The sequence below is a fragment of the Bradyrhizobium sp. CCBAU 21365 genome (assembly GCF_015291305.1).
Taxonomy (GTDB): Bacteria; Pseudomonadota; Alphaproteobacteria; order Rhizobiales; family Xanthobacteraceae; genus Bradyrhizobium; species Bradyrhizobium elkanii.
On the sequence record NZ_CP030036.1, the window covers coordinates 6,760,072 to 6,774,792 of the forward strand.

At 66.6% G+C, this 14,721-nt stretch carries 12 protein-coding genes and 1 pseudogene; 1 reads left to right on the forward strand and 12 read right to left on the reverse strand.

Going from position 1 to position 14,721, the window contains the following annotated elements:
- Positions 1-79 precede the first annotated feature (79 nt).
- The 5 genes and pseudogenes from ftsA to murB form a co-directional block, all read right to left on the reverse strand.
- Positions 80-1,396, reverse strand: a complete 1,317-nt coding sequence (gene ftsA, locus XI02_RS31895) for a cell division protein FtsA (protein ID WP_172647432.1) — start codon at positions 1,394-1,396, stop codon at positions 80-82.
- Positions 1,393-2,403: a cell division protein FtsQ/DivIB gene (locus XI02_RS31900; protein ID WP_157346167.1), complete on the reverse strand. Its 1,011-nt coding sequence runs from the start codon at positions 2,401-2,403 to the stop codon at positions 1,393-1,395. Before XI02_RS31900 ends, ftsA begins: the two co-directional genes overlap by 4 nt.
- Positions 2,343-2,637: pseudogene (locus XI02_RS45560) on the reverse strand (D-alanine--D-alanine ligase); the annotation flags it as partial. The gene XI02_RS31900 and the pseudogene XI02_RS45560, both read right to left, overlap by 61 nt.
- A gap of 98 nt (positions 2,638-2,735) precedes the next feature.
- Positions 2,736-3,722, reverse strand: a complete 987-nt coding sequence (locus XI02_RS31905) for a D-alanine--D-alanine ligase (RefSeq protein ID WP_172647431.1) — start codon at positions 3,720-3,722, stop codon at positions 2,736-2,738.
- Positions 3,722-4,639: a UDP-N-acetylmuramate dehydrogenase gene (murB, locus tag XI02_RS31910; protein ID WP_172647430.1), complete on the reverse strand. Its 918-nt coding sequence runs from the start codon at positions 4,637-4,639 to the stop codon at positions 3,722-3,724. The genes XI02_RS31905 and murB overlap by 1 nt, the downstream gene beginning before the upstream one ends.
- Before the next feature lie 20 nt (positions 4,640-4,659).
- Here murB and XI02_RS31915 point away from each other — a divergent pair, with 20 nt between their 5' ends.
- Positions 4,660-4,995, forward strand: a complete 336-nt coding sequence (locus XI02_RS31915; RefSeq protein WP_018273016.1) for a GIY-YIG nuclease family protein — start codon at positions 4,660-4,662, stop codon at positions 4,993-4,995.
- Between the two features lie 56 nt (positions 4,996-5,051).
- Here the strand turns inward: XI02_RS31915 and murC are convergent, their stop codons facing one another.
- The 7 genes from murC to XI02_RS31950 form a co-directional block, all read right to left on the reverse strand.
- Complete coding sequence (gene murC, locus XI02_RS31920; protein WP_172647429.1) at positions 5,052-6,455, reverse strand: UDP-N-acetylmuramate--L-alanine ligase; 1,404 nt, start codon at positions 6,453-6,455, stop codon at positions 5,052-5,054.
- A 119-nt stretch (positions 6,456-6,574) separates the two neighbouring features.
- Complete coding sequence (gene murG, locus XI02_RS31925; RefSeq protein ID WP_194483247.1) at positions 6,575-7,675, reverse strand: undecaprenyldiphospho-muramoylpentapeptide beta-N-acetylglucosaminyltransferase; 1,101 nt, start codon at positions 7,673-7,675, stop codon at positions 6,575-6,577.
- 35 nt (positions 7,676-7,710) lie between these two features.
- Positions 7,711-8,862: a putative lipid II flippase FtsW gene (gene ftsW / locus XI02_RS31930; protein ID WP_016846580.1), complete on the reverse strand. Its 1,152-nt coding sequence runs from the start codon at positions 8,860-8,862 to the stop codon at positions 7,711-7,713.
- A gap of 346 nt (positions 8,863-9,208) precedes the next feature.
- Complete coding sequence (gene murD / locus XI02_RS31935) at positions 9,209-10,609, reverse strand: UDP-N-acetylmuramoyl-L-alanine--D-glutamate ligase (protein ID WP_172647428.1); 1,401 nt, start codon at positions 10,607-10,609, stop codon at positions 9,209-9,211.
- 8 nt (positions 10,610-10,617) lie between these two features.
- A complete protein-coding gene (mraY, locus tag XI02_RS31940) occupies positions 10,618-11,724 on the reverse strand; it encodes a phospho-N-acetylmuramoyl-pentapeptide-transferase (protein WP_172647427.1) in 1,107 nt (368 codons plus the stop codon).
- Positions 11,725-11,734: 10 nt separating this feature from the next.
- The gene (locus XI02_RS31945) at positions 11,735-13,168 is read right to left on the reverse strand and encodes a UDP-N-acetylmuramoylalanyl-D-glutamyl-2,6-diaminopimelate--D-alanyl-D-alanine ligase (RefSeq protein WP_172647426.1); all 1,434 of its coding nucleotides are present in this window, start codon (positions 13,166-13,168) and stop codon (positions 11,735-11,737) included.
- On the reverse strand, positions 13,165-14,622 hold the full coding sequence (locus XI02_RS31950) for a UDP-N-acetylmuramoyl-L-alanyl-D-glutamate--2,6-diaminopimelate ligase (RefSeq protein WP_172647425.1): 1,458 nt from the start codon (positions 14,620-14,622) through the stop codon (positions 13,165-13,167). Before XI02_RS31950 ends, XI02_RS31945 begins: the two co-directional genes overlap by 4 nt.
- Positions 14,623-14,721 lie beyond the last annotated feature (99 nt).

Consider the following 14,721-nt stretch of genomic DNA (forward strand, 5'->3'; position numbering starts at 1 on the left):
CTCGATTATGCGCGCGTTGGTTCGTCCCGGCCGCTGGCCGCCGGAGCTGGTGAAAATGCTGTGAGCCGGGATGCGGTCATCAGAAGCCCTCGCGAAGCCATCGTCCGACCTTTCCGAAGTAACCGTCTGTCCCTGTCCTGAGCTGCCGCGTGCGCCGCGGTTCGACATGTTCAAGATGTGCGTATTGCGGATAGACCAGGAGGCCCGTCGGCACCGAGAACGAGGCGCCCTTCGCCTCGTTCGGCAGCCGGCCGAAGCCGAGCGGACGGCCGATGCGGACCTGACGGTTCAGGATGCGGGTGGCAAGCTCGACGGTGCCGGTGAGCTGCGAGGCGCCGCCGCTCAACACGACGCGCGCCCTCGGCTCTGCCGCAAAGGGGGAATCCGCGAGCCGGTCACGGACCATTTCGAAAATCTCCTCGGCGCGATGCCGGACAATGTTCGCAATCGTGGCGCGGGACACGATTTGCGGTGTGTCCCGATCATCGCCTGCAGTGGGAACGGACATCAGCTCGCGCGAGTCCGAACCGCCGGTCAGCACCGTGCCGTATAAGGTCTTGATTCGCTCGGCATCCGCAATGCACGCGCCGATGCCGCGCGCAAGATCCATCGTGATGTGTTGCCCGCCGAGCGCGAATCCGGATGCGTGCACGAGACGTCCGCCGGAGTATGTCGCGATCGTGGTCGATCCCGCGCCCATCTCGACGACGGCAGCGCCGAGATCGGCTTCGTCGTCGGTCATCACCGAGAGGCCCGCGACATAGGGGCTCGATGCCATGGCTTCGACGTTGAGATGGCAGCGCTCGACCACCAGCATCAGGTTCTTGGCGACCGTCGCGTCCGACGTCACCACGTTCATGTCGACGCCGAACTGTCGCGCCACCATGCCTCTGGGATCGCGGATGCCCTTGACGCCGTCGAGCGCGTAGCCGACCGGCAGCGCGTGCAGCACGGTGCGGCCTGCGCCTGCGGCGTGGCGCATGCCGGCGGAGGTGACGCGGCTGATATCGTCCGAGGTGACCGAGCCGCCGCGGATATCGGCCGCGGCTTCGACCAGCTGGCCATGCTGCCGGCCGCCGGAGACCGAGAGCAGAACGGATTCGACACGGACCTTGGCCATGCGTTCGGCCAGCGCCACCGCGTGGCGCACCGCCTTCTCGCATTCGGCGAGATCGACGACGGAGCCGGCCTTGACGCCGCGCGACTGGATCTGGCTGTAGCCGATCAATTCAACCGCATGGGTGCGCCCGCGCAGCGCCTCGTTCGGCGGCGACGGCCTCAGCCGCGCGATCATGCAGGCGATCTTGCTGGAGCCGACATCGAGCGAAGCCACCATCGCGGTGCGCTTCTGCATCGGGCGGGTCTTCGGGGTCAAATTGCGATCGAGGCCGGTCATGCGGAGTCACCGGCCTTCTTCTTGGACTTCTTGTCCTTGAACAGTTCGTCGCGCGCCTTGCCGGCATCCTCGGACAATTGCACGATCAGCCGATCGGGCAGGCGCATGTCGACGGCGACAATGTCGCGCGAGAACAGCTTCTCGTCCTTGTCGAGCCTGGAGAGCGCAGCGAGCGCGTTGCCGACGTCGTTCTCCGGCAGGCGGACGTCGAGACCGTCCTTGAGGCGCAGGTTCCAGCGCCGCTCACCGACGAAGATCGCGGCCTTGGTCACCGAACGGACCTGCGGGTAACGGTCCAGCAGCGCCAGGAAGTCGTGGGCTCTGACGTCGGCGCCCTTGCCGACCACCAGCGGCAGATTGAGGAAGCGGCGCGAGACGTAGGGCTCGAGCACTGCGCCGTCGGAGGCGATCACCGACAGGCGGCCGTTCTGCTGCCACAGCGCGAACGCCGTGCGCTCGACGATGTCGATCTGCAGTCGGCCCGGATAGAGCTTCAGGATCGTGGCATCCGCGATCCAGGGATTGGCCTTCAGCTTGGCGCGCACGGTGTCGGCGTCGAGGAACAGCAGCGAGGAGCGGCCATTGACGCCGCCGATCGCGAGCACCTCGTCCTGGCTGAGCTGCTTGCGGCCGTTGATGCCGACGGTGGTGATGCGGAAGCCGGCGGTGTTGGCCAGCGCGTTGCGGGTGTCGCTGAGCGCGGTGGTGAATTCCTCGACATGGCCGCCTTTGACGATGCCGAGGCCCAGGCTGCCGAACAGGATCGCGAGCGTCGCAACCAGCCCGATGCGGCGCGGCAGATAGCGTTCGACCATCAGGATGTAGCGGTTCGGCGGCTCGCGATCGATGATGACTTGCGGTCGCTTGGCGGGACGCCGCCTGCGGCGCGCGAGATGGGCGCCGACATACTCGCGCAGCAGCACCGCCGCTCCAATAGCGGCTGCTCTCAGGTCAGCTTGAGGCCCCAGCGATCGCAGCGATCGGGTGAGGCGTCCTGCACCATCCATTGCACGAGCTCGTCACATGTTGTGCCCGCAAACCGCGCGGGTCCCGGCACAAATCACGTCTCGGCTAGACCGGTGGGATTAGAGTGACCCCCTGTTCCCTGGTTGCGATCCTCGAAGCGGTAATCCGCGACAGCTCACGCCCCGGCAGCCAAGCGCTACATGCGCCGCCAGCGTTAACCTTCGGGCTTCCTGGTAAACAAACGGTAAACGACTTCGGCCTGGAGCGTGTTTTGATCAACGCTCTGAGTACTTTGCCGCGAACTCGTTAGCATTTTAGCAACAGCGCCCGGGTTCCATCCGGCCGACCAGGCGGGTTCCCGCCCGGCCGGGCATTAACGTCGGACGCGGCGGCGGGCGAGCTCGATCTGGTCGTTAAGGAAGTCGGCAAAGGCGATGCCCTGTGCTTTCAAGGCCTTAGGGTACAGTGATGCCGCGGTGAGCCCCGGCAGGGTGTTGGTCTCGAGGTAGACCGGGCCATTGGCCGAGACGATGAAATCGCTGCGCGAGTAGCCGGCGCAGGACAGCGCGCGGTGCGCCCGCAGCGCATGGTCCATGATCGCGGCGCTGACCTCGGGCGCGAAGCGGCCGGGACAGATCTCCTGGGTCGACTTCAAAAGGTATTTGGCTGTGTAGTCGAAGGTTCCCTCCCCCGGCACGATCTCGATCGGCGGCAGCGCGAACACGGAGCCGTTGGACTGCTCGAGCACGCCGCAGGTCGCCTCCACGCCCGACACGAACGGCTCAATCAGATATTCTTCATGCTTCGCGGCATTGCGGACCGCGACGAGGTCCTGCTTCGCGTTGACGAAGATCAGTCCGTAGCTCGATCCGTCCTTAGCGGGTTTTGCAATCAGTCTGCCGTGTTTCGCGAAGGTGTCGTCGATCTGCTCGACAGTGATGCCCTGCGGCGCGTTGAGGCCTGCGATCGCGGCGAAACGCTTCGCCGACGGCTTGTCGAACGCCAGATGCGATGACGCCGAGCCGGAGCCGGTGAACGCGACGCCGCGCAGCTCGCACATCGCCTGCAATTCGCCATTCTCGGCGCGGCCGCCATGCAGGCCGAACACCAGCACACGCTGCTCGGCGCTCGCCTTGTCGAGCGCCTGGTCGAGTGCCATGCCGCGACCGTCGGGTTTGAAATCGACCTCGAACGGCCGCGTGTGGCCAAGCAGTTTTTCCGACGTCACCGCGTGCACGGTGTCGTCGACATCCCAGAACCAGAGGTCCGCGTCGGGCAGCGCGCGGTGCAGCGCCTGCGTGCTCGCCACCGAGACCAGCCGCTCCTTGTTGGTGCCGCCGAACAGAATGGTCACCTGCATCAGCTTTTCCCGATCCGCTTGATTTCCCAGTGTAGCTCGATTCCGCTGCTTTGCCTGACCCGTTCGCGCACCGTCTCGCCGAGCGTCTCGATGTCGTGCCCGGTGGCGTTGCCGGTGTTGATCAGGAAATTGCAGTGCATCTCCGACACCTGTGCGCCGCCGATTTTGAGGCCGCGGCAGCCGGCCGCATCGATCAGCTTCCAGGCGCTGTTGCCAGGCGGATTCTTGAAGGTCGAGCCGCCGGTCTTCTCGCGGATCGGCTGCGCGGTCTCGCGATGGCTTTGCACCTCGTTCATGCGGGCGCGGATCACCTCAGTATCGGTGATCGCGCCGCGGAAGCGCGCCGAGGTGAACACGATGGACGGATCGACGCCGCTGTTGCGGTAGACGAACTTCATGTCGGCATTGCCGAACGTGTGCTTCGTGCCGTCGCGGCCGATGCCGGTGGCTTCGATCAACACGTCCTTGGTCTCGCCGCCATTGGCGCCGGCGTTCATGCGCAGCGCGCCGCCGACCGTGCCGGGAATGCCGAATAAGAATTCCATGCCGCCGATGGCAGCGGCCGCCGCCGTCTCGGCGACGCGCTTGTCGAGCGCCGCAGCACCAGCGGTGACGACATCGCCGGCCGCGCTGGTCTCTCCGAAGGCGCGCGGCGCGAGCCGGATCACGACGCCGGGCATGCCGCCATCGCGCACGATCAGATTGGAGCCGACACCGACGACGTAGACCGGCAGCTCCGGCGGCAGGCGCTTCAGGAAATAGGCGAGGTCATCTTCATCGGCCGGCGTGAACAACACCTGCGCCGGGCCGCCGACGCGAAACCATGTCAGCTCCGCCAGCCGTTGGTTCGCCAGCAGCCGCCCGCGCAGCTCCGGCATCGCGGCTTTCAGGTCGGACGTGATGTCGGGGAAGGTCATGGGCGACCTCTCCATCCGTCATGGCCGGGCTTGTCCCGGCCATCCACGTCTTGCAGTATCCCCACATGGCAGGGGGATACGTCTATTTTCTGACCAACCGTCCGAACGGCGTGCTCTACGTCGGGGTAACGAGCGATCTCGTCCGCCGGATATTCGAGCACCGTTCCGGCTTCGTCGATGGCTTCACCAAGCGATACGGACTGAAGCGACTCGTCTACTTTGAGCACTTTGACGACATCCGTACAGCCATCCAGCGCGAACACACCATCAAGCATTGGCCGCGCGCTTGGAAGATCCGCAAGATCATCGCAGCGAACCCGAACTGGGACGACCTGTACGACACGATAGTGCAGTGAAGACGTGGATGGCCGGGACAAGCCCGGCCATGACGTGGATGGATACGAGGCCATCATCACCCCAGCGCCTTCAATTCGCCGGGCAGCGCGTAGGCCCATTGCGTGATGTTGCCGGCGCCGAGGCAGACGACGAGGTCGCCGGGCTTGGCAAGGCCGTGCACGATCTTCGCGAGCTCGCCCGCGTTCGGCAGCGGGACAACGTTGCGATGGCCGTGGGCGCGCAGGCCGGCGGCGAAATGGTCGCGATCGATGCCGGCGATCGGCGCCTCGCCGGCCGGATAGACCTCCGCAACCACGACCGCATCGGCATCGTTGAAGCAGGTGCAGAATTCCTCGAACAAGGATTGCAGGCGGGTGTAGCGATGCGGCTGCACCACGGCGACGATCTTGCCGTTGACGGATTCCCGCCCCGCCTTCAGCACCGCTGCGATCTCGACCGGATGATGACCGTAATCGTCGATCACGGTGATGCCGTTGGTCTCGCCGGTCTTGGTGAAGCGCCGCTTGACGCCGCCGAAGCCGGACATCGCCTGGCGGATGACGTCGTCGGACACGCCGAGCTGGTGCGCGACCGCGATCGCCGCCGTCGCATTCGATGCGTTGTGGCGCCCCGGCATCGGCAGCATGATATCGGCGATCTCGTGGACCGCGCCGGACTTGCGATCGCGGATCGCGACCGAGAATTTCGAGCCGCCGCCCGTCGGCGTCAGATCCTTGAGCTGCGCGTCGGCCTGCGGATTCTGGCCGTAGGTGATGATGCGGCGATCTTCGATCTTGCCGACGAGAGCTTGCACCACGGGGTGATCGGTGCACATCACGGCAAAGCCGTAGAACGGGACGTTCTCGACGAAATTGCGGAACGCGTCCTGAATCGCCTCGAAGGTCTTGAAGTGATCGAGATGCTCGGGGTCGATATTGGTGACGATGACGACATCGGACGGCAGCTTCAGGAAGGTGCCGTCGCTCTCGTCGGCTTCGACCACCATCCAGTCGCCGGCCCCGAGCCGCGCGTTGGAGCCATAGGCGTTGATGATGCCGCCATTGATCACGGTCGGATCGAGCCCGCCGGCATCGAGCAGCGTCGCCACCATCGTCGTCGTGGTGGTCTTGCCATGGGTGCCGGCGATCGCGACGCAGCTCTTCAGCCGCATCAGTTCCGCCAGCATCTCGGCGCGCCGCACCACCGGAATGCGCCGTGCGCGCGCCGCCATCAGTTCGGGATTGTCGCGCTTGATCGCAGTCGAGACCACGACGACATCGGCGCCGTCGACATTCTCGGCGGCGTGGCCGACCGAGACCTTGGCGCCCTTCTTGCGCAAGCGGTCGAGGTTGTAGTTGTCCGAAGCATCGGAACCCTGCACGGTGTAGCCGAGATTGATCAGCACCTCGGCGATGCCGCTCATGCCGATGCCGCCGATCCCGACGAAGTGAATGGGTCCGATCTCGCGCGGCAGTCTCATGACGATAGCACCTTCATCGTGTCCGGCCTCATCCGGGGATTCACCGACTTATGAAAGACTGATATGGCCGGGACAAGCCCGGCTATGACGTCTCACGGCCTAAAATTCCTCGCAACGGCCTAAATTCCAGCCACTTTCGCAACCAGATCGGCCAGCCGCTCGGCGGCATCGAGCCGGCCGACGCCGCGGGCCGACGCCGCCATCGCGGTCAATTTCGCGGGCTCGGCGGCGAAGGCCGAAATTTCAGCGGCCAGCCGCTCGGGCGTGAAGTCGCTCTGCGCGATGCGCAGCGCGCCGCTCGCCTGCGACAGCACGCCGGCATTGGCGAACTGGTCCTGATCGATCGCGCCCGGCAGCGGCACCAGGATCGAGGGCCGGCCGATCGCGGCGAGTTCGGCGACCGTGCCCGCGCCGGAGCGCGAGATCACCAGCTGGCTCGAGGCGAGGCGCGCCGGCAGGTCGGTGAAGAACGGCGCGAGCTCGGCGTTGATCTCGAGCCGGTCGTAGACCGCGCGCACCCGATTCATGTCCTCTTCGCGCACCTGCTGGGTGATAACCAGGCGGCTCCACAGCGCGGGCGCGAGCTGCTCGATCGCCGGCGGCACGATATCGCTCATCACCCGCGCGCCCTGGCTGCCGCCGACGACAAGCAGGCGCAGCGGCCCGTTCGCCTCAGGTGCCGTGTATTTCACCGCGGCCGCGGCGAGGATCGCCGGACGCATCGGCGTGCCGACGGTGGTCGCCTTGCCCGCGAGCGCGGGATCGCGATCGAGCACGCCGGGCAGCGAGGTCGCGATCGCGTTGACGCGGCCGGAGAGGAAACGATTGGCGCGGCCCAGCACCGCATTGGCGTCGTGGATGATGCCGGGCACGCCGAGCAGCCGCGCCGCCATCAGTGGCGGCAAGGTCGGGTAGCCGCCGAAGCCGACCACGGCCGCGGGCTTCAGCCGCCGCACCAGATTGGCGGCGACCAGCGTGCCGTAGCCGAGCATCAGCGCGGTCCGCGCCAGCGAGATCGGGTTGCGGCTGCGCACGGTCGCGCTCGGCACGAGGTCGATGCTCTCCCGGCCGAACAGGCCGGAATAGCGCAGCGCGCGGCCGTCGGTGGCGAGCCGGACCCGCAGGCCACGCCTGATCAGTTCCACGGCGAGCGCTTCGGCCGGGAACAGATGGCCGCCGGTGCCACCGGCCGCCAGCAGAATCAGGGGCGCGTTGTCCATGGTTTCCAGATAACCGACACGACCGTCACAGTCACCTACGCGTAGGCGCGCTGAGCGCTGGCGCCTTCCATCGATTCGATCTCGGTGCGCGGCCGCTGCCGCGTCAGCGCCAGCATCATGCCGACGCCATAGGCAAGCGACACGAACGAGGAGCCGCCATAGGAGATGAACGGCAGCGTCATGCCCTTGGCCGGAATCAGTTGCAGATTGACCGCCATGTTGATCGTCGCCTGCACGCCGAACAGGATCGCAAGGCCCGATGCCGCAAAGCGCGAGAACATGTCCTCGGTGGCATAGGCGCGGGTCAGCGTGCGGATCACGATGAAACCGAACAGCGCGACCAGCATCAAGCAGAGGATGATGCCGAACTCCTCCGCCGCGACCGCGAACACGAAGTCGGTGTGGCTGTCCGGCAGGCTGCGCTTGGCGATGCCCTCGCCCGGCCCCAGCCCGAACCAGCCGCCGTTCCAGAACGCCTCCATCGCGGTGTCGACCTGGAAGGTGTCGCCGGAGGCGGGGTTCATGAAGCGCTTGATGCGGCCGGCGACGTGCGGCACCAGGAGATAGGCGCCGAACAGGCCCGCGCCCGCCGCGCCGGCGAGCCCGAACACCCAGATCATCCGCATGCCCGCGATGAAGAACAGCGCGCCCCAGACGGTGAGGATCAGCATGGTCTGACCGAAGTCGGGCTCCATCACCAGCAGCGTCACCAGCGTCAGCAACAGCACCAGCGCCATCGAGGTCGCCGGCATCTCCGGCCGCTTGGTCGATTCCGCGAACAGCCAGGCCGCGACGATGACGAAGGAGGGTTTTGCGGCTTCCGAGGCCTGGATGTTGACGCCGAGCAGCGTGATCCAGCGCCGCGAGCCCTTGACCTCGGGCCCGACCAGCAGCGTCAGCACGATCAGCGCGATCGAGACCGCGAACACGATCAGCGCGGTGCGCCGGATCTGCCGCGGCGTCATGAACGAGACGCCGATCAGCACCATCAGCGACGGCACCAGGAACATGACGTGGCGGTTGAAGAAGTGGAACGGATCGAGCCCGATCCGGGTCGCTACCGGCGGGCTCGCCGCCAGCGACAGGATGACGCCGGCCAGCATCAACGCCGCGATCGCGACAAGCAGCAGCTTGTCGACGGTCCACCACCAGTCCGAGAACGGGGTGCGTTGGTCACGGGCGAGCATGGGCGTCCCCAGATGGCAGAGATAACGTCCATTCGTGGCGCAGGATGGTTTCCAAGGGGTTAACGGGACGGGTAACTTTTGAGGGAGGTGGATGAGCCCCCATCCCGACGTCGTCCTGGCGAAAGCCAGGACCCATAACCACCGCACTTGATAATGGACGCTACCGCGGCCCCAGCGTCGCGCAACGATTGAGATTTGGGGTAATGGGTCCTGGCTTTCGCCAGGACGACGATGAGGATGGTTCTCGCGCGATACGACGCACCGTCACTGCGTACTTCATCTCGGTGTCATCGCCCGGCACCGAACGGCGGATTACGCTGACGCTAATCCGCCCTACACTGCCTCGTCACACCACCGGCCTGACGCCGGGCAGCGCCTGGACGATGTCGCGAAACGCCGTGCCGCGGATTTCGAAATTGCGGTACTGGTCGAACGAGGCGCAGGCCGGCGACAGCAGCACGACGGCCTCCGCGAGCCCCGACGCCTCGGCATCGCGCGCGGCGCTGGCGATCGCGACGTCGAGCGTGCCGGACATCTCATGCGCGACGCGCTCGCCGAGCGTGCCGGAGAATTCGGCCGCCGCCTCGCCGATCAGATAGGCCTTGCGGATGCGCGGGAAATATTCGGTCAGGCTGGTGATGCCGCCGGCCTTCGGCTTGCCGCCGGCGATCCAGTAGATGTCGGCGAACGACGACAGCGCATGCGCGGCCGCATCCGCGTTGGTGCCCTTGGAGTCGTTGACGAACAGCACGTTGCCGCGGCGACCGACCTGCTCCATGCGATGCGCGAGACCCGGGAAGCTGCGCAGGCCGTTCTGCAGCACGTCGGTCGCGATTCCCATCGCCAGCGCACAGGCCGAGGCGCAGGCGGCGTTCTGCGCATTGTGCAGGCCGCGCAGCGAGCCGATGCCCCCTAACCGCGCGATCTCGCTGCGCGCCGCGCCAGATGCGCGCAGGATGGTCTCGTGCTCGACATAGAGACCGTCGGGCAGCGGGTTCCTCACCGAGATGCGGACCACGCGCTTGCCGGCGCGATCGAGCCGGTCGGCGATGTTGCGGCACCAGCCATCGTCAACGCCGACGATCGACGCGCCGCCCTGCTGCACGCCGGCGACCAGCCGCTCCTTGACCGCGGCGTAATGCTCGAGCGTGCCGTGGCGATCGATGTGATCCTCGCTGATGTTGATCAGGATGCCGACCGACGGATCGAGCGACGGTGCGAGGTCGATCTGGTAGGACGACATCTCGATCACATGGACACGCCCCATGCGCGGCGGCTCCAGCGACAGGATCGCGGTGCCGATATTGCCGCCCATCTGGGTGTTGTAGCCGGCGACCTTCATCAGATGCGCGATCAGCGCGGTGGTGGTCGATTTGCCGTTGGTGCCGGTGATGGCGACGAACGGCGCGTTCGGCGCGTGACGGCGCCGCTCGCGGCAGAACAGTTCGACGTCGCCGATCACCTCGACACCCGCCTCGCGCGCCTTCAGCACGCTCCAGTGCGGCGCAGGATGGGTCAGCGGCGCGCCGGGGGTCAGGATCAGCGCGGCGAAATTCGCCCACGACACGGTGCGCAGATCAGCGGTGGTGAAGCCGGCCTGCGCCGCCTTGGCGACGTTGTCGGCATTGTCGTCGGCCGCGATCACCTCCGCGCCACCGGCCTTCAGCGCCTGGCAGCTCGCGAGCCCGGAGCCGCCGAGCCCGAACACCGCGACCGTCTTGCCGGAGAAGGAGGTGACCGGGATCATGATGGCGCTCAGCGCAGCTTGAGGGTGGAGAGGCCGGCGAGCGCCAGCATCACCGAGATGATCCAGAACCGGATCACGATCTGCGGCTCGGTCCAACCCTTCTGCTCGAAATGATGGTGCAGCGGCGCCATCCGGAACACGCGCTTGCCGGTGAGCTTGAACGAGGTGACCTGGACGATGACCGAGACCGCCTCCAGCACGAACAGGCCGCCGATCACGGCGAGCACGATCTCGTGCTTCACCGCAACCGCCGTCGCGCCGAGCATGCCGCCGAGCGCCAGCGAGCCGGTGTCGCCCATGAAGATCGAGGCCGGCGGCGCGTTGAACCAGAGGAAGCCGAGGCCTGCGCCAAGCACCGCGCCGCACAGCACCGCCAGTTCGCCGGTGCCGGCGACGTAATTGATCTGCAGATAATCCGAGAACACCGCGTTGCCGGTCAGGTACGAGATCATGCCGAAGCTTGCCGCGGCAATCATCACGGGCACGATGGCGAGGCCGTCGAGGCCGTCGGTCAGGTTCACCGCATTGCCGGCGCCGACCATCACGAAGGCGCCAAAGATCACGAAGAACCAGCCGAAATTGATCACGAGGTCCTTGAAGAAGGGAATCACGAGCGAGGTCGAGGACACGTCGCGCCCGAGCCGGACCAGCGCGTAGGTGGCGGCGAGCCCGATCGCCGTCTCGATCAGCAGGCGGAGCTTGCCGGCGAAGCCGCTGTGCGATTGCTTGGTGACCTTCAAATAATCGTCATAGAAGCCGACGAAGCCGAAGCCGAGCGTCACCGCCAGCACGATCCAGACATAGGGATTGAGCGGATTGGCCCAGAGCAGCGTCGACACCACGAGCCCGGACAGGATCATCAGCCCGCCCATGGTGGGCGTGCCCTTCTTGGAGATCAGATGCGACTGCGGGCCATCGGTGCGGATCGGCTGGCCCTTGCCCTGCCGCAGCCGCAGATGATCGATGATCCAGGGCCCGAACAGGAACACGAACAGCGCGCCGGTCACCATCGCGCCGCCGGTGCGGAAGGTGATGTAGCGGAACACGTTCAAAGCGCTGCGGAACGCCCCAAACCCCGGAACGGTGTTGGACAGTTCGATCAACCAGTAGAACATTCAAGGAGTCCTATACCGCTTCTTCGTGCGCGGCCTTGTCGGGGAAGCGTTTTTCCAGCGCGCTGACGATGAGCTTCATCTTCGATCCCAGCGAGCCCTTCACCATGATCACGTCACCGGCACGGACCGCGGCGACCGCCTGCGCTTCGAGCGCCGCCGAGCTCTCGGCATAGCCTCCCCGCTTGCCGGTGGAAAGGGCATCCCACAGATTCCGCATCAGCGGACCACAACAATATACGAGGTCGATGCGGTTGGCGGTCACGGCCTCGTTGAGGCCGCGGTGCAATTCGGGCCCGGTCGGCCCGAGCTCGAGCATGTCGCCGAGCACGGCGATGCGCCGGCCATGCGGCCCGGTCCGAGCCTGGCCGAGCACGTTGAGCGCGGCGCCCATCGAGGCCGGATTGGCGTTGTAGCTCTCGTCGATCAGCATCGCCTCGCCATGGCCGACCTCGAGGGTGCGGCGGAGGCCGCGGCCGGTCGGCGCCTCGAGCTGCGACAGCGACAGCGCCGCGCGCGCGATATCGGCCCCGAGCAGCGAAGCGCCGGCAAGCACCGCCAGCGAGTTCATCGCCATGTGCCGGCCGGGCATGCCGATCTTGTAGGTGATGTCATGATCCAGAATATCGGCATGCACCGCCGAGCAGGTCGCGTGCAGCGACAGGTCGAGCAGCCGCGCCTCGGCGCGCTTGTCGGTGCCGAACGAGACGATGCGCGAGATGCCGGCCTGCCTGGCCTGCTTTTGCAGCCGCGCGAATTGCCTGTTGTCGCGGTTGAGCACGACGGCGCCATCGGGCTCGAGCCCTGCGAAGATCTCCGCCTTGGCGTCGGCGATCGCCTCGATGCCGGCGAAAAATTCCAAATGCACCGGCTCGATCGTGGTGATGATTGCGACGTGCGGGCGCACCATCTTCACCAGCGGCGTGATCTCGCCTGCATGGTTCATGCCGATCTCGAACACCGCAAAGCGCGTGCTGGCCGGGCAGCGCGCCAGCGACAGCGGCACGCCCCAGTGATTGTTGAACGACGCCACCGAGGCATGGGTCTCGCCCTGCGCCGACAGCACGCGGCGCAGGGCCTCTTTCGTCGAGGTCTTGCCGACCGAGCCGGTCACCGCGATGATCTGCGCGTTGAGCCGCGCGCGCGAGGCATGGGCGAGCTCGACGAGGCCGGCGAGCACGTCGTCGACCACCAGCAGCGGCGCATCAGTGGGAAACTTTGCCCGCTGCGCGGTCTCGACCACCGCGAGCCCGGCGCCGGCCTTCAGCGCCGCCTCGACAAAGGCATGGCCGTCGTGGACGTCGCCCTTGATTGCGAAATACGCCTCGCCAGGCGCGATGGTGCGGCTGTCGATCGAGAGACCGGTGACGCCGTCCGGCAGCGTGCCTTGCGTGGCGGCGCGCATCGCCGTCGCCATCGCATCCGAGGTCCACAACATTGTGCTCATGCGCCCTCCGCAGCCAGTGCACTGGCGACCGCTTCATGGTCGCTGAACGGCAGCGTCGTGTTGCCGACGATCTGCCCGACCTCGTGGCCCTTGCCGGCAACGACCAGCGCATCGCCCGGCGCGAGGCCGGCAATTCCGGCGCGGATCGCCGCGGCACGGTCGCCGATCTCGCGCGCGCCCTTCGCCGTCGCCATGATCGCGGCGCGGATCGCCTCCGGCTTCTCGCTGCGCGGATTGTCGTCGGTGACGATGACCTGATCGGCATTCTCGGCCGCGATCGCGCCCATGATCGGACGCTTGCCGGCGTCGCGGTCGCCGCCGGCGCCGAAGATCACGACGAGCTTGCGCCTGGCATAGGGCCGCAGCGCCTGCAGCGCCTTGGCGAGCGCGTCGGGCTTGTGGGCGTAGTCGACGAAGATCGGTGCGCCATTGTGCTCGCCGACGAATTCCAGCCGGCCCTTGGCGCCTTCGAGATGTTCGAGGCAGCCGAACACGTCGGCGGCGGCGCTGCCGGTGCCGATCGCAAGGCCCGCCGCGACCAGCGCGTTCTCGATCTGGAATTCGCCGACCAGCGGCAGCCGGATCGCGTGCTTGCGCCCGCGGTGCTCGATCAGGAGCCTTTGGGCAAAGCCTTCGATGGCGGCATCGAGGAGCTTGATGCCATCGCTTGCATCGGCGTTGCGCCCGACCGCGATGATACGCAGGCCGCGCGTGCGCGCCGTATCGATCACCTCGCCCGAACAGTCATGGTCGGCCGAGATCACCGCGGCACCGCCTGGAGCGACGAGATCGCGGAACAGCCGGAGTTTTGCGTTGAGATAGTGCGCGACATCGGGATGATAATCCATGTGGTCGCGCGACAGATTGGTGAAGCCGCCGGCGGCGATGCGCACGCCGTCGAGACGATACTGGTCGAGGCCGTGCGAGGACGCCTCGAACGCCAGGTGCGTGACGCCGTCGCTCGCGATCTCGTCGAGCTGGCGATGCAGCGCGATCGGATCCGGCGTGGTCAGCGAGCCGTAGACCGTGCGCTTGTCCGAGACGAGGCCGATGGTGCCGATGCTGGCGGAGGAATGACCGCGCCGCTGCCAGATCTGGCGTGTGAACGCTGCGACCGAGGTCTTGCCGCTGGTGCCGGTCACCGCCGCGATCGTCGCCGGCTGGCGGGGAAAGAATTTGGCCGCGGCGAGCGCCAGCGCGCGGCGCGGATTCGGCGTGATAACGAAGGGGGCGCGAGCGTGACCTTGCGGCAGATGGTCGCTGGCGACCGCGACCGCGCCGGCGGCGATCGCCGCATCGACGAAGCGTGCGCCGTCGGTCCTGCTGCCGGCAAGTGCGAAGAACAGGTCGCCCGGCTTCACCGCCCGGCTGTCGACCGCAAGCCCTCCGACGACGATGGTGTCGGCACTTGGATCGATCGTGGCATCGGCGTCGAAGAGGTCGCGAAGTCTCATGATCTTCCAGTCTGGCCGGCGCTGTTCTGGCACCGTCGCTTGAGCATGATCTATCCGGAAAGCCGCTTCACACCTTTCCGGATCATGCTGTGAATATAC